The following is a 23,349-nucleotide window of genomic DNA, read 5'->3' on the forward strand; positions in this document are numbered from 1 at the left end:
ACGCGCGGCCGACGCACGCACCCGTGGCGCCGGGTCACGACGTCAGCGCCTGCGCGGACAGCACCTTGATCGTCGCGTTCGCCCACCGGAGCTGGCGGAGCGTCCCGGGGTGGCAGCGCTGGCACAGGGCGAGCAGGTCCGGGTCGCGCACCGCCTGCGCCGCCTGGGCCACCATCTCCCACTCGGTGGAGACGCCGTAGGCGTGCATCGCCACCTGGCGCAGGTCGCGGAGCAGCTGGAGGGCGTCGGTCGGTACGTCCGCGGGATCACCGACGACGGCCTCGGCGGCGGTCGCGTCACCGAGAGGGTCGTCGAGCGCTCCGCCGAGGGCCGCCCCGAGCTCCCGGCCCAGGCCCTCGCCGGGCCCGTCGCCCTCCGGCGCGTCCTCGTAGCGCCGCGCCGCGGCCGCGACGTCGACGGCGTGGACGCGCGACCAGGACGCCACGTCGCGGCCGACGTGGAAGACCTCGTGCTCGGCCGGGTGCCGTGCCGCGAGGTGCTCCAGGCCGCGGGCCAGGCCGCGCTCCGACCGTTCCAGGTCGCGCAGGGCGGTCCCGATCCTCATGGCGTGCCCCACCTTCCGGCAGCCCACCCGACCGCGACGCCCTCGTCGCTCAGGGCGTCCGCCCCGCCCGCGGTGGGTGGGACGCCCGCGCCGGCCGGCGCGGACGCGGTCGTCGTGGGCGCCGGAGCCGGACCGGTCCCGTCGCGCACCTTCCGCACCGCCGCGACGCCGGCCTTGAACAGCGGCTGCTTCGAGGCGGGGTCCCAGTCGGTGGGCGTGAGCTCGTTGGCGGCCCGGCCCGTCGTCCCGTCCGCGCGCGGGCCGGTGTCCCAGGAGCCGTAGTGGAACGGGACGAACGCCACGCCGCGCCGGATCCCGCCCACCCGCACGCGGGCCTCGATCCCGCCGCGCGGCGTCGTGACGGCGGCGACGTCGCCCTCGGCCAGCCCGTACGCCTCGGCGTCTGGGGGGCTGAGCTCGACCCACACGTCGGGGGCGGCGTCGCGCAGCTGGGGCACCCGGCCCGTCTTGGTCCGGGTGTGGAAGTGGTAGAGCGTGCGGCCGGTGGTGAGGTGCAGCGGGAACGCCTCGCTCGGCTCCTCGTGCGGAGGCAGGTACTCGGCCGCCTTGATGACGGCCCTGCCGTCGGGGTTCAGCGCGCGGTACTCGGTGGGCTCGACGGGCGCCCCCGTGACGAGGTCGCGGCCGTAGCTCTCGCACGTGTCCGGCGCCGCCCAGAACGCCCCGTCGGCGTACAGCCGCTCGGTGCCGTGCGGGGCGTCGGCGGTGCACGGCCACTGCACGCCGCCCTCGCGCAGCACGGCGTAGGTGAGGCCGCTGTAGTCGCACGGCCGGCCGCGCGAGCACTCCTTCCAGGCCTCGAAGGCGCCCTCCGGGTCGGTCCACGGGACGAGCGGGCCGCCGTCCTTGTCCCGCAGGTTCAGGCGACGGGCGAGATCGAGGAAGATGTCGAGGTCCGGCCGCGCCTCGCCGGGCGGGTCCACGGCCCGCTCGGACAGGTGCACGGTGCGATCGGCGTTGGTGAACGTCCCCGACTTCTCTCCCCACGCGGCGGCGGGCAGCACGACGTCGGCCAGCTCGGCCGTCTCGGACAGGAAGATGTCCTGCACCACGAGGAACAGCCGGTCCTGGGAGAGCACCGAGCGGACGCGGGCCAGCTCGGGCAGGGACACCGCCGGGTTGGTGGCCTGCACCCACAACAGCCGCAGCGAGCCCTGCTCGGCGTACCGCAGCATCTGCATGAGGTGCGTGGGGGGCGAGTGGTGCGGGATCTCGTCCGGCTCCACGTTCCACACCCGGGCCAGGTCGGCGACGTGCGCGTCGTTCGCCCAGTTGCGGAAGCCCGCCAGGTCGCCGTCCGCGCCGCACTCGCGGGTGTTCTCGGCCGTGGGCTGCCCGTTCATCTGCAGCACCCCCGCTCCCGGGCGGCCCAGCATCCCGCGCACGAGGTGCAGGTTGTTCACCTGCACGGCCGCCGCCGTCGCCTGGTGCGACTGGTAGAAGCCCTGCAGCACGGTCGAGAGCAGGCGCTCCGCCGTGCCCACCAGCTCCGCCGCCGCCCGCAGGTCGCGCTCCGGCACGTCGCAGATCCGCGCGACCACGTCCGGCGGGTACGCCGCCACCTGCTTCTCCAGCTCCGCGAACCCCACCGTGTGGGCCGCGACGTAGTCGTGGTCCACCCAGTCGTGCGTCAGGACCTCATGGAGCAGGCCGTCCAGCAGCGCCACGTTGGTGCCCGGGCGGGGTGCGAGGTGCACGGTCGCGGCCCGGGCGACCGGCGTCTGCCGCGGGTCGACGCACAGCAGAGCCGGCGGCCGCGGCCCCGCGAGCCGGTCCAGCATGCGCGTCCAGAGCACCGTCTGCGTCTCGGCCACGTTGTGGCCGAACAGCGCGATCGCGTCCGCGTGGTCGACGTCCGAGTACGAGCCGGGCTGCCCGTCGCACCCGAAGGACTCCTTCAGCGCCTCCGCCGCCGTGGCCGTGCACAGCCGGGTGTTGCCGTCCACGTGGTTGGTGCGCAGCCCGGCATGGGCGACGAGTGCGAGCGTGTAGTACTCCTCGAGGAAGAGCTGGCCCGACGTGTAGAAGCCGAGCGCGCCGGGCCCCTGCTCGTCGAGCAGCTCGCGCGTGCGCGCCACGACCCGCCCCATCGCGTCGTCCCACGACGTCTCGACGAGGCGGCCGTCGCGCCGCACGAGGGGGCGGGTGAGCCGGTCCGGGGAGGCGTTGGCCTGCCAGCCGTACAGGTCCTTGGGGCCCAGCCGGCCGTGGTTGACCCGGTCGCCGGCGCGGCCCCGGACGCCCACCATCCGCCCGTCCTTGACGGCGATGTCGAGCGCGTCGCCGTTGGAGTGCAGCACCGTGGCGGACGGGACCCACCGGTCGACGTCGTCCGGCTCGATGCCGTCGGCGAGGTAGGTGTCCGTGCGCGCCGGCCACGTCTCGCCCGGTCCGTAGGGGGTGCGCGTGCCCCAGGGCTCCGCCACCCGGTCGATGGAAGCCACGAGGCCTCCTCTCGCCTCGAGGACGGCCGGCCGCGTCCTGACCGGCTCTGTCGACGCTAGCCCTCCGCCGCGGACGTCGCCGGTCGGCGCAGCCCGGCTCGGGCGCCGTCGGCGGGCCGGCCTGACGCGTGCGTGGCCGGTCCCTCACGACCTGGCCGCGTCCCGGTCCGGAGCACCAGCCCTGACCAGGGCGGGCACGCTGCGAGGTGCGCGGCCGAGGGCTCTTCGTGCGCTAAGTTATTGGCATGACCGCCAATAGCAGGGGCGCGCGCGGACGGGACGGCCGCCGCCGGCTCACCCCCGAGCGGTCCCGCCAGGAGATCCTGGAGGCCGCGACGGCGCTTGTCGCCGAGCACGGCCCCGACGCCGTGACCCTCGCCCAGGTCGCGGGCGCGGCCGGCGTGACCCGAGGGCTCGTGAGCCACTACTTCGGCACCCATCGCGGCCTGATCCGCGAGGTGCTGCGCGCGGAGGACGCGCGCCACCGCGAGCGCGTCCGCGCCAGGGTCGCGGACGACGCGGGCGTCCCGTACGCGGCCCGGATGCTCGACGTCGTCTTCGCGACGCTCGACGACGAGCGGTACCTGCGGCTGTGGGCATGGTCGGCGCTGCACCCCGAGCACGGCACGCTCGCGACCGACGGGCTCGCCGGCATCGCCGACATGATGGAGGCCGGGCTGCGCGCGGCGCTGCCCGCCGACCGGGTGCCGTCGCGCGACCGCATCGAGGCGGTGCTGCTGCTCGGCATGTCCGGCGCGTACGGCTACGCGCTGGGCGGGTGGTCGTGGCAGTCGGCGCTCGGTCACGACCCGGCCGACCCGGCGCGGGCCAGCGCGTTCCGTGCCGCGCTCGCCGCCGCGGTGGCGGCGTACCTCGTCGGCGAGGAGGCCGCCTGATGGGCACGACGCTCGACGCGACGCTCGACTCGATGCCGCCCCAGGTCCTCGTCGGCCTGGTGACCCTCGCCGTGGTCGTCCTCCTCCGCCTGCGCGCCCGCCCGGCGCGGACGAGGCGCCTGGTCACCGGCCCGGTCGTCGTCATGGTCGTCGGCGCGTTCCTGCTGGTGCCCTGGCTCGGGCTGCCGTCGCCCGGCGGCGGGGGAGCCACCGTCGCCGTGGCGGCCGCCGATCTCGTGCTCACCGTGGGTCTCGGCGTCGCGCGCGCCGTGACCGTCCAGCTCTCGCCGGGGGCCGGGGACGTGGTGCGCTACCGGTACACGGCGGCGACCGTGGTGCTGTGGGCGGTCTCGGTGGCGCTCCGGTTCGAGCTCGCGGACGCCGGCGCCCGGCTCGGCGCGTCGCCCGCGGTCACCGAGGGCAGCGTGCTGCTGACGCTCGGGCTCGCCCTGCTGACGCAGAACCTCGTGGTGGCGCGGAACGCCGCGCGCCTGCGGCGCGCGGCGGCCGGCGCCGCGCCACGCGAGCGAGCACCCCGGCTGGGTGCCGCCTAGCCTCCGCGCGTGCGCTACCTCGCGGCCCGCCGCTGACGCGCACCACGGCCCGGCCGGGTGGGTCGTTCCCCGGCCGGGCCGCGTGCCCGGGTCACTGGCCGGGTCCCGCGTCCGCGGCGTCGGTGCCACCCGTGCCCCCGGCGTCGCCATCGTCGCCACCGGCGAGCTTCCCCCGGACGGTCTCGGCGTCCGCGTCGATCGTCGCCTGGTCCACACCGGCGGTGACGGGCACGCGCGCCGCCACCTCGTCGACCAGGGCGGCGGCCTTCCCGCTGTCGATCCACTCGGCGGTCAGGTCGTCGACGGCGGCGTCGATCTTCGCGGAGAAGTCGGCGTTCTCCTCGAAGCGGGTGACCAGCGCGTTCTGGCTCATCATCCCGCCCATGCCGCCGCCCCCGCCGCCCCCGCCGGGGCCGCCCTCCATGCCCTCGGGCGGGCCCTGGACGTCGCCACCGGGCGCGGCACCGCCAGCCATGCCGCCACCCGTGCCACGGCCGGACATGCCGCCCAGGGCCAGGTTGAGGTCCCAGGACACGACGCTGAGGAGCCCGGTGTCGAGGTCGTAGTAGAGGTACGCGTTCTTCCCCGGACCGGAGATGGTGTCGACGTTGTCGAGCACCTCCTGGGTGCCGAGGTACCGGGCGAAGGACTCGACGTCGACCCACTGGTCGAGCTCGTCGGCGAACTCCTCGTCCGACGCGCCGTCGAGCCACTTCAGGAACGACACGATCGGCTGCAGGTCCTGGTTCCCGACGAGGTTGACCTGCTTGAAGTCGTCCGTGTACTCGGTCTGGTCGTCCCCCTGGTACTCGAACGAGCTCGTCGACAGCAGCTTGTAGAGCACCCCCTCGCCCTCGAGCCCGTCCGCGTACTGCGGGTCGGGGTTCTCGACGACGAGCCGGGTCGTGGTCGGACGGTCGTTGACGGCGTAGGTGGTGAACGCGTAGTCCTGCGTGGGCTGCCCCGACTGCTCCGTGAGCTCGAGCGCCACCGCCTCGTTGAGCGACGACTCGCTCGACGCGCTCGCGGGGCGGATGGAGAGCTCGGTCCGCCCCTGGTAGGCACGGCCCGGCTCGTTCTCGTCGAAGCTCACCAGCAGCGGCAGGTTCTCCGGCTCGTCGGTGGTCAGGGCCACCCCGGTGCCGCCGAAGCCGCCCCCGCCGTCCTCGCCGCCGGGCATCCCGCCCTCCGGCAGCTGTCCGCCCTCCGGCAGCCGTCCGCCCTCGGGCGGTTCCATGCCCTCGGGGAGCTCCATGCCCTCGGGCAGCTCAGGCATCCCGCCGCCCTGCCCACCCTCGCCGCCACCCATGCCGCCGATGCCGCCCGGGGCGCGCTCGCCCTCGGTGTCGGACCCCTCGCGGTCGTCGACCAGCGACGACAGCGTGGAGTTGCCCTTGAGGCGCACGGCGACGTCCTGGATGGTGGTGCCGTCGATGGTGATGTCGGCGGACATCCACTCCTTCTCGCCGTCGGCGAAGTAGGCGTCGAGCATCTCGTCGTAGCGCTCCTGCGTGTACGACAGCGAAACCTCGTGCTCCACGGAGTCGTCGAAGAGATCGACCGTCCCCGTGATGTCCTGCGTGATCCGTTCCTCGTCGGTGACGGCGGCCGAGCTCGTGGAGTACGGCCGGATCGTCAGGTCCCCGAAGAACGTCAGGGCGACGGCCACCCCGACCACCCCCGCGGTGAGGGGCTTCCAGTGCTGGCGCAGTCGGACGGGGAGGCGCTTGCGGAGGCTTGCGAGACTCATGTTCACCTGGGCTGTTCCCCGCTCACATGTCGGACTGGTCGTACCCGGTCAGCACGGTGACCTTCTGGCCGGAGTTGATCGCGCCGAGCTCCTCGATGACCTCGGCGGTCGTGACCCCGCCCTTGAGGCGCACGGAGTAGAACAGCTCCGTGAGGGCGCCGCCGCGCACGGTCTCGACGCTCACGAGCTCGAACTCCTGGGTCAGGCGGACCAGCACGTCGGCGACGTCCTGCTGGTACCGCGGCTCGGGCGGCACCTGGACCTTGACCACCTGTCGCTGGATGTCGAGCTTGAACCAGTCGAAGCGCTGCATGAGGAAGACGACGAGCAGGATCATCGCGGTCGCGGCGGCGGCCAGCAGGTAGAAGCGCGTGCCGACGGCCATGCCGATCGCCATCACGAGGAAGATGAACCCGACGTCGCGGGTCTCCTTGATCGCGTTGCGGAACCGGATCACGGACAGCGCGCCGACGAGGGCGAACGCGCGGGCGATGTTCGACCCGACGACCAGCATGATCACGGCGACGACCATGCCGATGACGACGAGGGTCTGGACGTAGGACTGGCTGTAGGAGATGTTCCGGTGCGTCCGCTTGTACACCCAGCCGATGGCCGAGGACAGGACGAAGGACAGCACCAGCGTCATCGCGACGTCGAAGACGGAGAAGGTTCCGCTCAGATCTTGCAGGTTCATCGGACGAGGACACTCTTTCGGTTCGGGGCGTCGGTGACGCCGTCGTCGGTGGACCCGGGGACGGGCCCGTCGGTCAGCTCGGTGGCGGGCGCGTGGTCGCCGAGGACGGCGTCGAGCTCGTCCGGGGCGTGCATCGTCGAGCGCGGCACGAGGCCGAAGGCCTGCACGCTCTGGCAGTACTTCGAGATCCGCACGACGTCGAGGCTCATCCGGGCGGTGAGATCCGTGACCCACGCCGGCACCCGTTCGTTCGCCTTCACCTCGAGCACGGACAGGCGGGCGGGCAGGATGAGCCGGTTCGCGGCCTCGGAGGCGAGGTGGAAGTCGCGGTCGCGGCCGCGCAGGCGGTGGTCGAGGGTGACGCGCAGGCCGAGGTCGGCCTCCCGCCCCACCCAGGCCTCGCGGTGGTACCCGGTGGTCACCGTCGGGCGCAGGTCGAGCTCGCCCACCAGGGTCGACACCTCGTCGAGGAACGCGCGCTCGCGGGCGCCGACCTCGCCCTCGGGCTCGTAGCCCTCCGGCGAGCACAGCCGCAGCGCGTCCCGGTACGGCAGCACGACCCGGCGCTTCTGCGTGACCCGGTTGACGCGCTGCTTGATCTCGACGAAGACCCTCGAGTCCGGCGACAGGTCGTCGGCCGTGCCGTAGTGCCGCACGCGCAGCTTGCGGCGGAACTTCAGGCCCTCGATCTTCTCCCAGTAGAACTTCAGGCGGGCCGTGTCGTAGTAGACGCTGGTGATCGGGTAGCCCCGGTCGCCGGAGTACGCGTCGTCGTCCATGTGCCGGCGCAGCTCGGCACGGAGCTCCTCGGCCCGGTCCTGCGGCACGAGGTACTTGATCTCGAAGCGGTTGAACGCGTGCAGCCGGCTCGCGGTGGCGGTGCGCGCCGAGGTCGCGGCGGCCGTCGGCCCCGCAGGCCCGGGGTCGCTCGGTGTCGCGCGGGGTTCGGTACGTCGGGACCGACGTCGCACGGGACGCTCCTCTCGTCGGTGCCGGGCCGGCGCCGTGGGTGAACGACGGCCGTCCGGCAGGTGAACAACCGGGAGCCTGCAGACTGTCGGGGCAACTTATGCGCCCGCTGGGACGGGCCGGGTCGCGGGCGAAGACATAGCCGGCTCACAGGTTCGGCACAGGATGCGCGGGGGTGGACGACGCAGGCTGGCGCCCATGTCGACGCCCTTCGTCCCCTCCTCCGTGCCCGCCGGGCGCCCGGACCTGCCGCCCCTCACCCGTCCGGACGGGGCGGCCGTCAGGGCGCTCGTGGTGGACGACGAGCTCAACCTCGCCGAGCTCCTCACCACCGCCCTCCGCCTCGAGGGGATGGACGTCGCCGCGGCGCCCGACGGCGCGTCGGCGCTCCGCCTGGCGCGGGAGACCGGCCCCGACCTGGTCGTGCTGGACGTGATGCTCCCGGACCTGGACGGGTTCACCGTGCTGCGGCGGCTGCGCGCCCAGGGCGCGCGGATGCCGGTGCTGTTCCTCACCGCGCGCGACGCCGTCGAGGACCGGGTCGCCGGCCTCACCGTCGGCGGCGACGACTACGTGACGAAGCCGTTCAGCCTCGAGGAGGTGGTCGCCCGGGCGCGCGGCCTGCTGCGGCGCGCGGGAGCGGTGACGCGGTCCGAGGACGGGCTCCTCGTCGTCGGCGACCTCGAACTGGACGAGGACGCGCACGAGGTGCGCCGGGCGGGTCAGGAGATCCACCTCACGGTGACGGAGTTCGAGCTGCTGCGGTACTTCATGCGCAACCCGCGCCGGGTGCTGTCGAAGGGGCAGATCCTCGACCGTGTGTGGAACTACGACTTCGGGGGCCAGTCGAGCATCGTCGAGCTGTACGTCTCCTACCTGCGTCGCAAGATCGACAAGGGCCGGGAGCCGATGATCCACACGCTGCGCGGGGTGGGTTACGTGCTCAAGCCCGCCGCCGTCGCGGAGGACGGCGGCGCCCGTGTGTGACCGTCGTCGCGCGGGACGGCGTCTGCGCCCGACAACCCTGCGCCGTCGCCTCGTGGTCGTGCTCGCCGCGGTGGTCGTCGTCGTGACGGTCGGTCTCGCGACGGTCTCGACGGCGGTGCTGCGTTCGCAGCTCGTCGCGCAGACCGACCAGCGGCTGGAGCAGGCGGGCCGGCGCCTCGTCGACGGTCCGGGACCGCGGCCGCCCGGCGCCGACGCCGGGGACGGCGCGGCCGCCGCGGACGACGTCCCGCCGCCCGCCCCGACCGACGCCCCGTCGGACTTCCCCGCGGGCTTCGGCCCGGGGAGCGCCGTCGTGCACTCCGTGGACGGCGAGGTGGTGCTCGCCGACCACGTCACGGACGCCCTCGAGCGCACGACGCTCGACGACGCCCAGGTCGCCGCCCTCCAGGCGGTGCCCGCGGACGGTCGTGCGCACGACGTCACCGTGCCGGACCTCGGCGCCTTCCGGGCCGTGCACCGGACCGGCGACGACGGCGCGGACGCGGTCGTCGCCACGAGCACCGCGGCGGTCGCCGAGACGGTGCGGGGGTACGTCCTCGTGCAGGTGGCGCTCGGGGCGGCAGGCCTGGCCGTGGCGGTGGTCGGCGGCGCGTGGCTGGTGCGCCGCTCGCTGCGCCCGCTCGACGACGTCGCCGAGGCCGCGGTCCGGGTCTCGGAGCTGGAGCTCTCCCGGGGCGCGGTCGCCGGCATCCCGCGCGTGACCGAGGGGCTCACGGACGAACGCACGGAGGTGGGCCAGGTGGGCGCCGCGCTCAACCGGATGCTCGAGCACGTCGAGACCTCGCTCCAGGAGCGCCACGACTCGGAGCAGCAGGTGCGCCGGTTCGTCGCGGACGCGAGCCACGAGCTCCGGACCCCGCTCGCGACGATCCGCGGCTACGCCGAGCTCGTGCGTCGCGCGCCCGACGATGCCGCCGGCCCCGCCGGTGACACCGCCCGGCCGCTCGACCGGATCGAGTCCGAGGCGGTGCGCATGTCCGGCCTCGTCGAGGACCTGCTGCTGCTCGCACGCCTCGACGCCGGCCGGCCCCTCGACCGGTCCCCGGTCGACCTGGCGGCGCTCGCCGTCGACGCGGTGATGGACGCGCACGCCGCGGGCCCGGACCACGACTGGGTGCTCGCGCTGCCGGGCGACGGCGACGATGCTGACGAACGCGGGCTGCCCGAGGAGGACGAGCTGGCCGTGACCGGCGACGAGGCGAGCCTGCGCCAGGTGCTGGCGAACCTGCTCACGAACGCCCGCACGCACACGCCGCCCGGCACCCGCGTGCAGGTGCGGCTGCGGGACGGCGGGGACGCCGTCGAGGTCGAGGTGGCCGACGACGGACCGGGCATCGCCCCCGACCTCCGACCCGCGCTCTTCCGCCGCTTCACGCGCGGCGACGCGTCCCGCCACCGGGCCGGCGGGTCGACCGGCCTGGGCCTCGCGATCGCCGACGCGATCGTGGCCGCGCACGGCGGCACGATCGACGTCCGGTCCGCCACGGCCGGCGAACGGCCGGGGGGCGCGACCGGCACGACGTTCGTCGTGCGGCTGCCGCGCGGCCGCACGCCGGACGCCGCACCGCGCTCAGCGTGACGCGCCCGTCGGCGGCTGGAAGCCCTCCGGCAGGCCGCCGCCCGGGAACCCGCCCTGCGGCCCGGACCGCTCGCCGGAGCCGCCGAGCCTGCTGAGGCCGCCCGACTCCTCCTCGTCGTCGTCCTGCACGAGCTGCTGGTCCAGGTCGGCGAGCACGACCTCGTCGCCGGCGGCCAGCCCGTCGGTGATCTCGGTGCGCTCCGGGCCGACGGCGCCCGTGGTGACGTCCACGGTCCGGACCGAGCCGCCGTCGAGCATGCGCACGGTCCGGGTGGACCCGTCCGCGCTCACCGCGGACGTCGGGACCACGAGCACGTCGTCCACGGTCGCGACCTCGATCGTCGCCGAGGCCGACGCGCCCTCGGGCAGGTCGGCGCCGGAGTCGTCCGAGCCGTCGACCGGGTCGAGCGCGATCGTCGCCGCGTACGCGGGGGTCGACGTCTCCGAGGAGTCGAGGACCCCCACGTTGCTCACCGTGCCGGTGTACTCGCCGCCGGTCGCGGGCAGCGTCGCCGTGACCGGCTGCCCGACCTCGACCGTACGCACCTCGGCGAGGTCGAGCGTCGTGGACAGGACGTAGCCGCCGTCGCCGAGGATCGTCGCGGCCGCGTCGCCCGCGCTGACGCTCGCGCCCTTCGAGGCGTCGACCTGCGCCACCGTGCCGGAGATCGGTGCCGTGAGGGTACCCGCCGCGGCGGCCGCCTTCGCGATGTCGACGTCGTTCTCCGCGACCGTCACCGCGGCACGGTCCGCGAGGATCCGCTCGGCCGTGACCGTGCCCGACGTGCCGGAGCCGCCGAGCGCGCCGGTGCCGGACCCGCCCGCCGTGCCCGAGGTGCCGGACCCGGCTGATCCACCGGACCCGCCCGTCCCGTCTGGTCCGGTCGGCAGGTCGCCCCTGCTCGAGCCGCCCGACGGCGTCGACCCGTCGACGGTGCCGCTCGGGGCGCCGCCCTGCGGGGTGTCACCGGCGCCCGACCCCGTCTCGGGTGACTGTCCCGAGGAGGTACCGCCGCCGGTGGATGCGTCGCCGGATCCGTCGCCGGACCCGGACGGGGCGGCGTCCTCGAGGGCCTGGACCGCGTCGTCGAGCGCGCCGGCCTTCTCGCCGAGCGTCGTCACGGCGTCGTCCAGGTCGGCCACGAGGTCGGTGAGGGCGCCCTCGGCCGTCCCGGTCGCCTGCTGGGCAGCGTCGGTCGCCGCGAGCGCGTCCTGCGCCGCGACGATCGCGTCCACGCAGGCGGCGAGGTCGTCGGCGGTGGCCCCGTCGTCCGTGGTCTCGTCGTCCGAGGCGTCCGCCGCGAGGACGGCGGCGCACGCGCCGTCGTCGCCCGTCGCCGCGGTCACGGCGTCGCCCGAGGTGCCGAGAGCCGTGGTGCCCTCGGCCAGCGCGTCCTCCACGGCCTCGTAGCCGTCGAGCAGCGCGTCCTGTGCCGCCTGCACGTCCGCCCGAGCGGCGGTGAGTGAGGCGCGGGCGTCGGTCACCGCCTGCTCGAGGTCGGCGGTGCCGCCGGCGGCCGGGGCCGTCGCGGCCGTCGGGCTCGTCGCGCTGACCAGCCGGACGGTCGCTGTGGTCGTCGTGCTGGTCGTCGTGCTGGTCGAGGTGTCGGACGTCGCCGCGCTGCTCGCCCGCACGTCGCCCGACGCGGACGACCCGGACGGGGTGGCGGCGGTGCCGCTCGTCGAGCTGGTCCCGGCGGCCTGGGCCTCGAGGTCGTCGGCGAGCGTCTGCTTGGCTTCGGCCAGCGCCTCGGTGGCGTCGTCGACGGCGTCCTGCAGCGCGGCGGCGTCCAGCGTGGCGAGCGTGTCGCCCGCCTCGACCTCGTCGCCCGCGGCCACCGTCACCGAGGCGACGGTGCCGGCCGTGCCGAACGTCGCGTCGGCGCGGCGGGCGGACGCGACCGTCGCGCTCACCGACACGTGCTGCGCGACGTCGCCGGTGGTCACCGCCGCCGTGCGGTAGCGGGCGTCGGCCGGGCGCAGGGCGAACGCCGTGCCCCCGGCGCCCAGGACGACCACGGCGACGCCGGCCGCGACGAGGCGACGCCGTCGGGTGCGGCGCCGGCGGACGGCGGCGTCACGCATCGCCGTCACCGCCCTGCCCGGCGGCCTGCTCGTCGCCCTCGCCGTCGCCCTGCCCGCCGGGGAAGACGCCGCGGCCACCGAAGCCGGTGGAGCAGCCGTCGTCGCCGGGCGCCGCGACCGTGAGGCCGGTCGCCGCGACCGTGCCGCTGTCGTCCTCCTCGCCCTGCGCCGTGACGCACTGCCCGACGGCGACGTCGTCGGCCGTGCCGTCCTGCTGCACGGAGTACCGGGTGGCGTCGTCGACCGTCACGGTCTCCTCGGTCGTCTCGCCGTCCGCGGACGCGGTCCGCACCGTGAGGGTGGCGCCGTCCACCGCCGTGACCTCCCCGGCGGTGACGCCGCCGAACCCGCCGCCGCGGCCGCCTCCCGGGCCGCCGCTCGGCATGTCCGTCGGCAGGTCGGTGGGCAGGTCGGAGGGCATGTCCGTCGGCGCGCCCTCCGGCCGCTCGCCGCCACCGCCGCCGGGGAACCCGCCGCCGAACCCGCCGGTGCACTCGCCGTCCACCGGCTCGCTCACGGAGACGGACGACACCGCGGAGGCCTCGTCGTCGGAGGAGTCGGACGAGCCGTCGCCGGGCGTCCCGCCCGTCGTGGCGACGACGCAGGAGCCCACGGCGACGTCGTCGAGCGTGCCGTCGACGGTGACGGTGATCGTCGTGTCGTCGGTCCAGGTGACGGCGGTCTGCGAGTCGGAGCCCTGGACCTGCGCCGTCGTGCCGTCGACGGCCGCCACCTCGCCCGAGACGCCGGGGGCGCGGCCGCCGCCCGCGGGGCCGCCCTGACCCTGTTGCTGGCCCTGCTGCTGGCCCTGCTGCCCCTCGGCGGCGGGCGTGCCGTCGGACGTCGCGGCGTCCGAGGAGGAGCACCCGGCGAGCGCGAGCACGAGGCCGACGACGCCCACGACGCCGTACGACGCGAGGGTGGCCCGCGAGCGCCGGGCGGCGGCCTGGGACGGGGCGGTGCGGGACGAGGTGGTGCTGGACAGGGCGGTGGTGGACACCGTGGTGCGGCGGGTCATGGGGGTCTCCGGGACGTGGGGGACGGTTCGGGCGCGGACGGTGGCCGCTCGGGGTGGGGCGCGGTGCACGGCTACTCGCTCCGCAGCGCGTCGATCGGGGCGAGCCGGGCGGCGCGGACGGCGGGGTAGACGCCGAACACCAGGCCGATGGCGAGCGCCACGGCGAGCGAGCCGGCCACCGCGACGGGCGACACGACAATCGACGAGCCGAGCACCGAGGGCAGGGTGACGGCGGCGAGGACGCCGAGGCCGGCGCCGACGAGCCCGCCGGTGACGCCGAGGATCGACGCCTCCGTGAGGAACTGCCGCCGGATCGCGCCGGGCGGGGCGCCGAGCGCCTTGCGGAGCCCGATCTCCCGGGTCCGCTCCGTGACGGACACCAGCATGATGTTCATGACGCCGATGCCGCCGACCAGCAGGGACAGCCCCGCCACGCCGGCCAGGAGCACCGTGAGGGTGCGGTAGACCGACGTCGCCGTGGACACGAGCGAGTCCTGCGAGTCGATGGTGAAGTCGGCGGCGTCCGCGCTGGTCGCGCCGTGCAGCGCGAGGAGGAGCGACTCCGCCTCCTGGTACGCGGCCGAGATCGCGTCGGTGTCGGTCGCCTTGAGGTAGATGGTGCTCACCGACGTGTCGGCGCCGCCCGTGATGCCCGACGTCATCGCCGTCATGGACACCACGGCGGTGTCGTCGAGGTTGGTCGACGCGCTGGACCCGGCGGGCTCGAGCACGCCGACGACGTCGAACGTCGTCCCGGCGATGCTCACCGTGCGCCCGACGACGTTCGTGGTGCCGAACAGCTCCGTCGCCGTCTCGGGGCCGAGCACGACCTCGTCGGTCGAGCCGTCGCCGACGAACTCGCCCGACGCGAGCTCGCGCGAGCGCACGCCCAGCCAGTCGCCGGTGACGCCGGTGACGGTCGTGGTCCAGTTGGCGTCGCCGGCCTCCAAGGACTGCGACGACTCCTTCTCCGCGGTGACCGCGGCGACGTCGGGCACGGCGACGCCGGAGCCCAGGGCCTCCGCGTCCGCCGTCGTCAGCGTCGACGCGGTCCCGAAGCCGCCGCGCATCCCGGAGGAGTCGGTGGACGACCCGGGCGTGACGATGAGCAGGTTCGAGCCGAGTGAGCTGATGTCCTGGGACACGTCCTTCTGGGTGCCCAGGCCCAGGCCGACCGTGAGGATGACCGCGGCGATGCCGATGAGGATGCCGAGCACCGTCAGCAGCGACCGCATCGTGTGCGCGCGGATCGCGTGCCACGCCGTCGCCAGGGTCTCCGCCCAGCTCATGGCGTCACCGCCCGGCCGCTCGGGGCGTCGGACGTGATCAGCCCGTCGAGCACCCGCACGACGCGGCGCGACCGCTCGGCGACCTCGTGCTCGTGCGTGATGAGCACGATGGTGCGGCCGTGGGCGTGCAACGCGTCGAACAGGTCGAGCACGTCGGCCGTGGAACGCGAGTCGAGGTTGCCCGTCGGTTCGTCCGCGAGGACCAGCGCGGGCTCGCCGACCAGGGCGCGGGCCACCGCGACCCGCTGCTGCTGGCCGCCCGACAGCTGCCCGGGGCGGTTCGCGGTGCGGTCGCCGAGGCCGACGCGCTCGAGCGCCTGCGTGGCCCGTGCGCGGCGCTCGGCCGGCGCGACGCCGCGGTAGACGAGCGGCAGCTCCACGTTCCGCAGCGCCGACAGCGAGGGCAGGAGGTTGAACTGCTGGAACACGAAGCCGATCTGCTCGTTGCGGACGCTCGCGAGGTCGGTCTCGTCCATGTCGTCCACGTCGTCGCCCGCGATCCGGTAGCTGCCGGACGTGAGCGTGTCGAGGCAGCCCAGCACGTTCATGAGCGTCGACTTGCCCGAGCCGGACGGCCCGACGATCGCCACGTACTCGCCGCGCCTGATGCGCAGGTCGACGCCGCGCAGCGCCTCGAACTCCAGGTCGCCCGTGCGGTAGGTCTTGCGCGCGTCCCGGAGGTCGATCACCGCGTCGGGCGTCGGGTGCAGCACCTCCGGGCCGACGGCGGCCGGCGCGGTCACGAGTTCCCTCCCCGGCCGCCGCCGGGCACGCCCAGCTGCGACGGGTCGAAGCCCTCGGGGAGGCCGCCCTGGCCGCCGCCCCGCACCTGCGACGGGTCGAAGTCCTCCGGCAGCTGGCCCTGCCCGCCGGTGCCCTGCCCGCGCCCGGCGCCCGGGGTGAACGTCGTGTACTGGACGGTGTCGCCCTCGGACAGGCCCGAGGTGATCTCGACCAGCTGGCCGGACGTCTCGCCCGTCTCGACCGCCTGCTCGGTGGTCGAGCCGTCGTCGGCGACCAGCGTCACCGTCGACGAGCCGTCGTCGCCCGTGGTCACGGCGGCCGCGGGGACGGACAGCACGTCGCTGCGGCGCTCGGTGACGATGGAGACGTCGACGCTCACGCCGTCGTGCAGGCCGTCGGGGTCGCCCGTCACCGCGACCGTCACGGGATAGGCCACCGCGCCCTGCGACGTCGACGGCAGCCTGCCGATCTCGCTGACGGTGCCGAAGACGGTGTCGGCGAGGTCGTCCGAGGTCATCTCGACCTGGTCGCCCTTCTCGACGGACGCGACGTCCGCCTCGCCGACGCTCACGTCGACCGTCCATGCGTCCGTGCCGACGATCGTGAACGCCGCGGTGGCGTCGGTGGAGCCCGAGCTCCCGGACCCGCTCGCGGAGCCGGAGGCGCTCGGCGCCGAGCCGGAGCCGCCCTGGTCGGAGGTCGAGCCGCCGCCCGCGGAGGAGCCGGACGTACCGCCCGCCGTGTCGCCCACCGTATCGCCCACCGTGACCCCGACCGAGGTCACGAGCCCCGCCGCGGGGGCCTTGAGCGTGGCGTCCGACATCGCGGCCTCGGCGTCGTCGGCCGCCTGCCGCGCGACCGCGACGGCGCTCTCGCGCGCCTCGACGGCGGCCTCGGCGGCGTCCGTCCCGTCGTCGGAGTCCTGCGCGTCGGCGAGGTCCGCCTCGGCCTGGGCCAGGTCGGCCTTGGCCTGCGCGAGCGCGGCGTCGAGCTGCAGCGTGTCGACGGTCGCGAGCGTCTGGCCCTTCGTGACGGTGTCGCCCTCGGCGACCTCGACGGTCTGCACGGTGCCCGACGCCTCGAAGGAGACGTCCTCCTGCACGGCCGGTGTCAGCGTCCCGGTGGTGGTGACGGACTGCTCGAAGGTCGCCGTGCTCGCGGTGGCGGTGGCGGTGCGGGTGGCGGCCGCCGCGTCCGGCGCGGCGCTCCGCGGCCGCAGCACGGTGAGCCAGACGACGAGCGCGGCCACCACCACGACGGCGACGGCGCCGAGCAGGATCGCGCGGCGTCCGGGGCGGCGCCCGCGCAGCCGCAGGGCGACGCGTCGGCGGCGGGCGGGCGGGTCGTCGGGGACCCCCGACGACGGTGAGGTCACGGACGACCGTGAGCGCTGGAGCAACACCCTCGACTCCCTGGATCGGTGCCACCGGACAGGTGACGGGTGATCCGGAGGCTAGGGAGCGCGCCTGGGACGTGATGAGCCCGGGCCTATGGAGTTCCTGAGAGTCAGGGGGCGGGGCTCGAGGTGGTCCCGCCGGCGTTGTCGACGGGACCGTCGGTCGGGTCGGGCTCCGCCGGCGGGGTCGTCGTCTCCTCGTCGGTCGGGTCCGGCTCGGGCTCCGTCGGCTCCTCGGTCGTCGGCTCGTCGGTCGGCTCGTCCGTGGGCGTGGGCGTCGAGGTGGGCTCGTCGGTCGGCGTGGGCGTCGACGTCGGGGTCTGCGTCGGGGTCTGCGACGGCGTCTCGCTGGGCGTGGGCGTGCTGGTCGGGGTGGGCGTCGACGTCCGCTGGGGGCGGGACGTCGGCTCGGTCGGGGCCTGCGTCGTGGGGGCGGTCGTGCTGCGCGTCGGCGACGGGGTCGACGACGGCGACGGGCTGTGCGTGACCGGGGCGACCGGGCCGTTGCCGTCGGTGTCGCGGAAGAACCAGAAGGCGCCCGCGCCGAGCGCGACCGCCAGGAGCGCGGCCAGCACGATCAGGAGGATCCGACGCCGGCGTGACGGCCCGGGCTCGTCGGCGGCGGGCACCCCGCCGACCGGGGCGTCCGTGGGGGGCTCGGGCGGCGGGCCGCCCAGCACCTCCGTGGGTGCCTCGCCGGAGGGGGCGAGGGGCTCCGTCGGTGCGCCGTCGTCCGGCGTGAGCGGCTCGGTCGCGTCGACGGCCCCGAGCATCCGGGTGCGCTGGAGCTCGGCCTCGGCGGCGGCCGCCGCGGCCGCGCCGGCCGCGACACCCGCCACGCCGAGCGCTGCCGTGCGGTGCGGGTCCTGGGCCGCGATCTGACCCATCGTCATCGTCTGGTCGCCGTCCGGGGTCTCGGGTCCCGCGTCGGGGTGAGGGACGGCCACGCGGGGCGCCCCCGCGAGCAGGGTGGCGACCGTCTCGCCCATCGCACCCGCGGTCGCGAACCGCCGGGCCGGGTTCTTCGCCATCGCACGGGCCACGAACCGGTCCACGGCGGACGGCACGGCGGCCCGGCGCGCCGACGGTGCGGGCACGGGCGCGCCCACGTGGGCCAGCAGGACGTCGCCCGGGCGAGAACGTTCGTACGGCGGGTGCCCGGTGAGGGCGAAGTAGGCGAGCGCCCCCACCGAGTACAGGTCGCTGCGGGCGTCGAGCGGCCGGCCCTGCGCCTGCTCGGGGGACATGTACGACGCCGAGCCGGCGACCCGCTCGCCGTCGCCGTCGCCCCCGCCGGGCGCGGTGAGGCCCAGGTCCAGCAGACCGACCGTCATGCTGCCGTCGTCATGCCGCTCGACCACGACGTTGCGCGGGCCGACATCGCGGTGCACCAGGCCCGCCTCGTGCACGGCGGCCAGGCCCTCGAGCAACCCGGCCACCACGGTGAGCGCCTCCGGCCAGGGAAGGCCGTCGCGGGCCGCCAGCTCCGACAGGGGCGTGCCGGGCAGGCGCCGCATGAGCAGCCAGGGGACGTTCGCCCCCGCGACCTCGTCCTCGCCCGTGTCGAGGACCTTCGAGACGCCCGGGTGGTCCATCAGGTCCGACGCCGCGATCTCGCGGGCGAGGCTGGCGCGCGCCACCTCGTCGTCGACCAGGTGCGGGTGGAGCACCTTCACCAGGAGCGGGGTCTCGTCGCCGGTGTCGCCGGTGTCGCCGGTGTCGTCGCTGGTCTCGGCGGTGGTCTCGGCACCGGTGTCGGCACCGCCGGGCAGGCGGGTGGCCTCGTAGACGGTGTACGTGCCGCCCGTGCCGAGGATGTCGCCCAGCACGTACTTCCCGCCGAGCACGACGTGCCCGGCGGCCGGCTCCTCGGCGGGGTCGTTCGGCGTCATGCCGGGCACCGCGGCGAGAGCGGGGCGTCGAGGCGGATGCCTGCGCAGGAGGGCGTCGGGGCGGCGAACTCGGTCATTTCAGTCATGGGCGATCACAGGATAAGTGGTGGCCACGCGTGCTGCAGTGTGCCCCGTCACGACTCCTGGAGGTCCGCCAGCGCGCTCTCGATCGCGCGGTGGAACGTGGGGTAGGCGTAGATGAGGTGCCGCAGCTCGGAGACGGGCACCCGGGCCTGCACGGCGAGGGTGAGGACGGCGAGGATCTCGCCGCCCGCGGGCCCGGCGGCCGTGGCACCGACGAGCACGCCGGCGTCGGCGTCCTCGACCAGCTTGATCAGCCCCTCGTTGCCGGGCCCGTGCACGAAGCCGCGCGACGACGCGGCCAGGTCGGTGAGGCCCGTACGGACGGTCAGCCCGGCGTCGCGGGCGGCGGCCTCCGTGAGCCCGACGCCGCCGATCTCGGGATCGGTGAACGTGACGTGCGGGACGGCCCGGTAGTCGGCGTGCTCCTCGCCGCCGTCCTCGCCCCCACCGTCCGCGCCACCGCCCGCGAGGATGTCCGCGGCGGCGATGCGCGCCTGGTACATCGACACGTGGGTGAACGCCCCCTTGCCCGTGACGTCGCCGACGACCCAGACGCCGTCCGCCGCGCGCAGCCGGTCGTCGACGGCGATCGTGCGGCCGGTGTCGTCGATGCCGACGGCCGCGACGCCCAGCGCCTTCAGGTCGGTGCGCCGGCCCGCGGCGACCAGCAGCCGCTCGGAGACCAGCTGGGTGCCGTCGGCGAGGGTCAGGGTGAAGCCGCCGCCGTCGTGCGACACCGACGTCACCTTCGCGTCCGTGCGCACCCCGATCCCCTCGGCGGCGAAGCGGTCGGCGAGGAGCGCGCTCGCCTCGGGCTCGTCGGGGGCCAGCAGACGAGGGCCGGCCTCCACCACCTCGACCGCGGTCCCGAACCGGGCGAAGACCTGCGCCAGCTCGCAGCCGATGGCGCCGCCGCCCAGCACGGTGAGCGACGCCGGCGCCTCGGTGGCACGCACGGCGTCGCGGTTGGTCCAGTACGGGGTGTCGGCCAGCCCGTCGACGGGCGGCACCGCGGGCTCCGTGCCCGGGTTGAGCAGGACGCCGCGCGTCGCCCGGAAGCGGCGCTCGCCGTCGGCGGTCGCGACGACGACCTCGCCCGGGCCGACCAGGCGACCACGGCCGCGCACGACGTGCGCCCCCGCCTTCTCCAGCCGCTCGACGGCGGCGGTGTCGTCCCAGTCCGCGGTGGCCTCGTCGCGCACGCGCGCCGCGACGGGTGCCCAGTCCGGGGCGACGTCGACCCTGCCGGCCAGCCTGCCCGCGCGGCGGGCCTCGGCGAGCGCGTCCGACGCGCGCACCATCATCTTGGTCGGGATGCAGCCGAAGTACGGGCACTCGCCGCCGACCAGGCGCGCCTCCACGGCGACGACGTCCAGCCCCGCGCGGGCCAGCCGGCCGGTCGCGTCCTCCCCGCCCGGTCCGGTGCCGATCACCACGACGTCGACGGTCTCGACGGGCTGCTCGGTCGTCATGCGGTCCTCCTCGCGCGGTGGGGTGGCCGGGTGCGCCGGCCTCGGCCAGCGCACCACATCGGCGGGCTCGTCGCGCGGCGAGGATCGCGGGAGGTGGTGAGTCGGTCGTGCGTCGGTGGCGGGCGGCAGGATGGCGGCGTGCACGTCGTCCTGACCCGAGAGCCCGGCGGCACGGTCCGCGTGCACGACGGTGCGCAGCGCGCCGTGCCGGCGGTGCCCGTGGCGGACCTGCCCGCCCTCGTGGCGGACGCCGAGGGCGGCGGGCGCGACGGAGGCGTCGTGCCGCGGTGGACGTGGGACGACACGAACCGTTGGTACCTCGGCCTGCTGCGGGCGGGCGTGCGCGTCGAGCGGTCGCACGACCTGCGGCTCGTGCACCGCATCCTGCGCCACTCGACGGCGACGGCGGGTTCGGCGCTCGCGACGGCGCCGTCGGACGCGTGGGACGCGATGCCGCCCACGCCGGCGGGCGCGGCGTCGCCGGTGGGCGCCCGCCGCGCGCCGCAGGGCGAGGCGCTCTTCGACCTCGCGACGCCCGCGCCGTCGGCCTCGGCCGAGCGGACGGCCGGGGCGGTCGACCCGGCGGTGGAGCTGCGGCGCCAGGAGGACGCGGTGCGCGGCTCGACCGCGCCGGGGCGGCTGCGGCTGCTCGCGGCGGGGGAGTCGGCGGGCGCGCTCGTCGCGGCCGAGATGCACCACGCCGGGCTGCCGTGGCGCGCGGACGTGCACGACGCGATCCTCACCGAGGCGCTGGGCCCGCGGCCGCCGGAGGGTCAGCGCCCCGCGCGGCTCGAGGAGCTCGCCCGCCAGATCCGGGCTGCCCTCGACGCGCCGCCGTCGCTCAACCCCGACTCGCACCCCGACCTGCTCAAGGCGATGCAGTACGCGGGCGTCGGGGCGCGCAGCCTGCGCAAGTGGGAGCTGGCGACGATCGACCACCCCGTCGTCGCGCCGCTGCTGGAGTACAAGAACCTGTACCGGCTCCTCACCGCCAACGGCTGGCACTGGCTCGACGAGTGGGTGACCGACGGCCGGTTCCGCACCGAGTACGTGGTGGGCGGCGTCGTGACCGGGCGCTGGGCGTCCACCGGGGGCGGGGCGCTGCAGCTCCCCAAGGGCGTGCGACGCGCGGTGGTCGCCGACCCGGGCTGGTGCCTCGTCGTCGCGGACGTCGCCCAGCTCGAGCCGCGCGTCCTGGCGGGCATGGCCGGCGACGAGGCGATGGCCGGTGCGGGCCGGGCCGGCGACCTGTACGCCGGCATCGTCGCGTCCGGGGCGGTGCCGACGCGCGAGCTGGCCAAGGTGGGCATGCTCGGCGCGATGTACGGCGGCACCACGGGGGCCAGCGCCCAGGTGCTGCCGCGCCTCGGCAGGGAGTACCCGCGGGCGATCGCCCTCGTGGAGGAGGCGGCCCGCACGGGGGAGCGCGGGGGCGTCGTGACGACGTGGCTCGGCCGGTCGTCCCCGGCGCCGGGATCCGCGTGGGACGAGGCGCAGGCGGGCGCGTTCGCGGACGACGCCGGGGCCGACGCCGCGGCGCGCGCCCGGTCGGCCACGCGGTCCTGGGGGCGGTTCACGCGCAACTTCGTGGTGCAGGGGACGGCGGCGGAGTGGGCGCTGTGCTGGCTCGCGTCGATCCGCCGCCGGCTGTGGGCGCTCGGCGTCGCCGACGGCACGCGGCCCGGGCTGGCCCCCGCCCCGTTCGCCGCCCGCCCGCACCTCGCGTTCTTCCTGCACGACGAGGTGGTGGTGCACGCCCCCCGGGAGCTCGCCGAGGTCGTCGCCGCGGAGGTGCGCGCGGCGGCCGAGGAGGCGGGCCGCCTGCTGTTCGGCGACTTCCCGGTCGACTTCCCGCTGACCGTCGCGGCGGTCGACTCCTACGCCGACGCCAAATAGTGCCCCCGCCTTTAGGGTCGGGCCATGACCACCGGCACCGGAGACAGCAGCCGAGACAGCACCGCACCGCACACCCTGCGCGACGTCGTCGCCGCCCTCGAGGACCTGTACCCGCCGTCGACGGCGGAGGGGTGGGACGCCGTCGGCCTGGTGGTGGGCGATCCTGCGGCACCGGTGCGCAGGATCCTGTTCGCCGTCGACCCGGTGGCCGCGGTGGTCGACGAGGCGATCGACTGGGGCGCGGACCTGCTGGTCACGCACCACCCGCTCTTCCTGCGGCCCGTGCACTCCGTCGCGGCCACGACGTTCAAGGGCGACGTGGTGCACCGGCTGCTGCGCGCGGGCTGCGGCCTGTACGTGGCGCACACCAACGCGGACGCCGCCCCGCGCGGCGTCGCGGACGCGCTCGCGGACCTCGTCGGCATCACCGACCGCAGCCCGCTCGTCGTCGGGGACGCCGGCGACGGCACCGGTGCGGGTGCGGTGCGCGGCATCGGCCGGGTCGGCCGGCTCGCGGAGCCCACGACGCTGGGGGCGTTCGCCGAGCACGTCGCGGCGGTGCTCCCGGCGACGGCGCAGGGCGTGCGCGTCGCCGGCGACCTCCACGCGCCGGTCGCGACGGCGGCCGTCGTCGGCGGGTCGGGGGACTCGCTGTTCGACGCCGTCCGTGCCGCCGCCGTCGACGTGTACGTCACCGCCGACCTGCGCCACCACCCCGCCTCGGAGCTGCGGGAGCGGGCGGACTTCGAGGCCCGCGCCACCGGCCGGGCGGCGACGCCGTTCCTCGTGGACGTGGCGCACTTCGCGAGCGAGTGGCCGTGGCTCGAGTACGCCGCCGAGGATGTCGTCGCACGGCTCGGCGAGACGGCCGGAGAGGGGAGCGGCGGGGGCACCGGCGAGGGTTCCGGAGAAGGTACGGTGACCACGAGGGTGAGCACGATCGGCACCGACCCGTGGACCGCGCGGGTGGCGAGCACCGTGCGCGCGACGTGA

18 protein-coding genes are annotated in these 23,349 nt (G+C 75.8%); 6 read left to right on the plus strand and 12 right to left on the minus strand.

All coding sequences use genetic code 11. The annotated features are described in order from the left end of the window. Positions 1-34: 34 nt before the first annotated feature. Complete coding sequence (locus ACQP60_RS11960) at positions 35-565, minus strand: hypothetical protein (protein WP_429732594.1); 531 nt, start codon at positions 563-565, stop codon at positions 35-37. Then, on the minus strand, positions 562-3,030 hold the full coding sequence (locus tag ACQP60_RS11965) for a molybdopterin oxidoreductase family protein (protein WP_429732597.1): 2,469 nt from the start codon (positions 3,028-3,030) through the stop codon (positions 562-564). Before ACQP60_RS11965 ends, ACQP60_RS11960 begins: the two co-directional genes overlap by 4 nt. Positions 3,031-3,275: 245 nt before the next feature. Here ACQP60_RS11965 and ACQP60_RS11970 point away from each other — a divergent pair, with 245 nt between their 5' ends. Next, a complete protein-coding gene (locus tag ACQP60_RS11970; protein WP_429732599.1) occupies positions 3,276-3,926 on the plus strand; it encodes a TetR/AcrR family transcriptional regulator in 651 nt (216 codons plus the stop codon). Then, positions 3,926-4,480 (plus strand): hypothetical protein, encoded by a 555-nt coding sequence (locus ACQP60_RS11975; protein ID WP_429732602.1) that lies wholly within the window; start codon positions 3,926-3,928, stop codon positions 4,478-4,480. Before ACQP60_RS11970 ends, ACQP60_RS11975 begins: the two co-directional genes overlap by 1 nt. A gap of 91 nt (positions 4,481-4,571) precedes the next feature. Here the strand turns inward: ACQP60_RS11975 and ACQP60_RS11980 are convergent, their stop codons facing one another. The 3 genes from ACQP60_RS11980 to ACQP60_RS11990 are packed head-to-tail and all read right to left on the minus strand — an operon-like array spanning position 4,572 to position 7,895. Then, a complete protein-coding gene (locus ACQP60_RS11980; RefSeq protein WP_429732604.1) occupies positions 4,572-6,230 on the minus strand; it encodes a CotH kinase family protein in 1,659 nt (552 codons plus the stop codon). A gap of 22 nt (positions 6,231-6,252) precedes the next feature. Further along, positions 6,253-6,924, minus strand: a complete 672-nt coding sequence (locus tag ACQP60_RS11985; RefSeq protein WP_429732607.1) for a DUF4956 domain-containing protein — start codon at positions 6,922-6,924, stop codon at positions 6,253-6,255. Then, on the minus strand, positions 6,921-7,895 hold the full coding sequence (locus ACQP60_RS11990) for a polyphosphate polymerase domain-containing protein (protein WP_429732610.1): 975 nt from the start codon (positions 7,893-7,895) through the stop codon (positions 6,921-6,923). The genes ACQP60_RS11985 and ACQP60_RS11990 overlap by 4 nt, the downstream gene beginning before the upstream one ends. Before the next feature lie 196 nt (positions 7,896-8,091). Here ACQP60_RS11990 and ACQP60_RS11995 point away from each other — a divergent pair, with 196 nt between their 5' ends. Together ACQP60_RS11995 and ACQP60_RS12000 are read left to right on the plus strand one after the other, a co-directional pair. Then, on the plus strand, positions 8,092-8,880 hold the full coding sequence (locus ACQP60_RS11995; RefSeq protein ID WP_429732613.1) for a response regulator transcription factor: 789 nt from the start codon (positions 8,092-8,094) through the stop codon (positions 8,878-8,880). A gap of 58 nt (positions 8,881-8,938) precedes the next feature. Further along, positions 8,939-10,480 (plus strand): sensor histidine kinase, encoded by a 1,542-nt coding sequence (locus tag ACQP60_RS12000; protein WP_429732615.1) that lies wholly within the window; start codon positions 8,939-8,941, stop codon positions 10,478-10,480. Here ACQP60_RS12000 and ACQP60_RS12005 read toward each other — a convergent pair. The 7 genes from ACQP60_RS12005 to ACQP60_RS12035 form a co-directional block, all read right to left on the minus strand. Beyond that, positions 10,472-12,565, minus strand: a complete 2,094-nt coding sequence (locus tag ACQP60_RS12005) for an efflux RND transporter periplasmic adaptor subunit (protein WP_429732618.1) — start codon at positions 12,563-12,565, stop codon at positions 10,472-10,474. The two genes, ACQP60_RS12000 and ACQP60_RS12005, sit on opposite strands and share 9 nt — an antisense overlap. Further along, positions 12,558-13,583 (minus strand): hypothetical protein, encoded by a 1,026-nt coding sequence (locus tag ACQP60_RS12010; protein ID WP_429732621.1) that lies wholly within the window; start codon positions 13,581-13,583, stop codon positions 12,558-12,560. The genes ACQP60_RS12005 and ACQP60_RS12010 overlap by 8 nt, the downstream gene beginning before the upstream one ends. 71 nt (positions 13,584-13,654) lie before the next feature. Then, a complete protein-coding gene (locus tag ACQP60_RS12015) occupies positions 13,655-14,872 on the minus strand; it encodes an ABC transporter permease (RefSeq protein WP_429732623.1) in 1,218 nt (405 codons plus the stop codon). Then, positions 14,869-15,615 (minus strand): ABC transporter ATP-binding protein, encoded by a 747-nt coding sequence (locus ACQP60_RS12020; RefSeq protein ID WP_429732626.1) that lies wholly within the window; start codon positions 15,613-15,615, stop codon positions 14,869-14,871. The genes ACQP60_RS12015 and ACQP60_RS12020 overlap by 4 nt, the downstream gene beginning before the upstream one ends. After that, a complete protein-coding gene (locus ACQP60_RS12025; RefSeq protein WP_429732629.1) occupies positions 15,612-16,991 on the minus strand; it encodes an efflux RND transporter periplasmic adaptor subunit in 1,380 nt (459 codons plus the stop codon). The genes ACQP60_RS12020 and ACQP60_RS12025 overlap by 4 nt, the downstream gene beginning before the upstream one ends. 131 nt (positions 16,992-17,122) lie before the next feature. Beyond that, positions 17,123-18,904 (minus strand): serine/threonine-protein kinase, encoded by a 1,782-nt coding sequence (locus ACQP60_RS12030; protein WP_429732632.1) that lies wholly within the window; start codon positions 18,902-18,904, stop codon positions 17,123-17,125. A 134-nt stretch (positions 18,905-19,038) separates the two neighbouring features. Further along, positions 19,039-20,460 carry a dihydrolipoyl dehydrogenase family protein gene (locus ACQP60_RS12035; protein ID WP_429732634.1) on the minus strand — a complete coding sequence of 474 codons (1,422 nt, stop codon included), beginning with the start codon at positions 20,458-20,460 and terminating at the stop codon, positions 19,039-19,041. 138 nt (positions 20,461-20,598) lie between these two features. On the opposite strand from ACQP60_RS12035, the gene ACQP60_RS12040 reads away from it, so the two are divergent. Then, complete coding sequence (locus ACQP60_RS12040) at positions 20,599-22,356, plus strand: bifunctional 3'-5' exonuclease/DNA polymerase (RefSeq protein WP_429732637.1); 1,758 nt, start codon at positions 20,599-20,601, stop codon at positions 22,354-22,356. 24 nt (positions 22,357-22,380) lie between these two features. Further along, a complete protein-coding gene (locus tag ACQP60_RS12045) occupies positions 22,381-23,349 on the plus strand; it encodes a Nif3-like dinuclear metal center hexameric protein (protein ID WP_429732640.1) in 969 nt (322 codons plus the stop codon).

The sequence above is a fragment of the Isoptericola variabilis genome (assembly GCF_050311655.1).
Taxonomy (GTDB): Bacteria; Actinomycetota; Actinomycetes; order Actinomycetales; family Cellulomonadaceae; genus Isoptericola; species Isoptericola variabilis.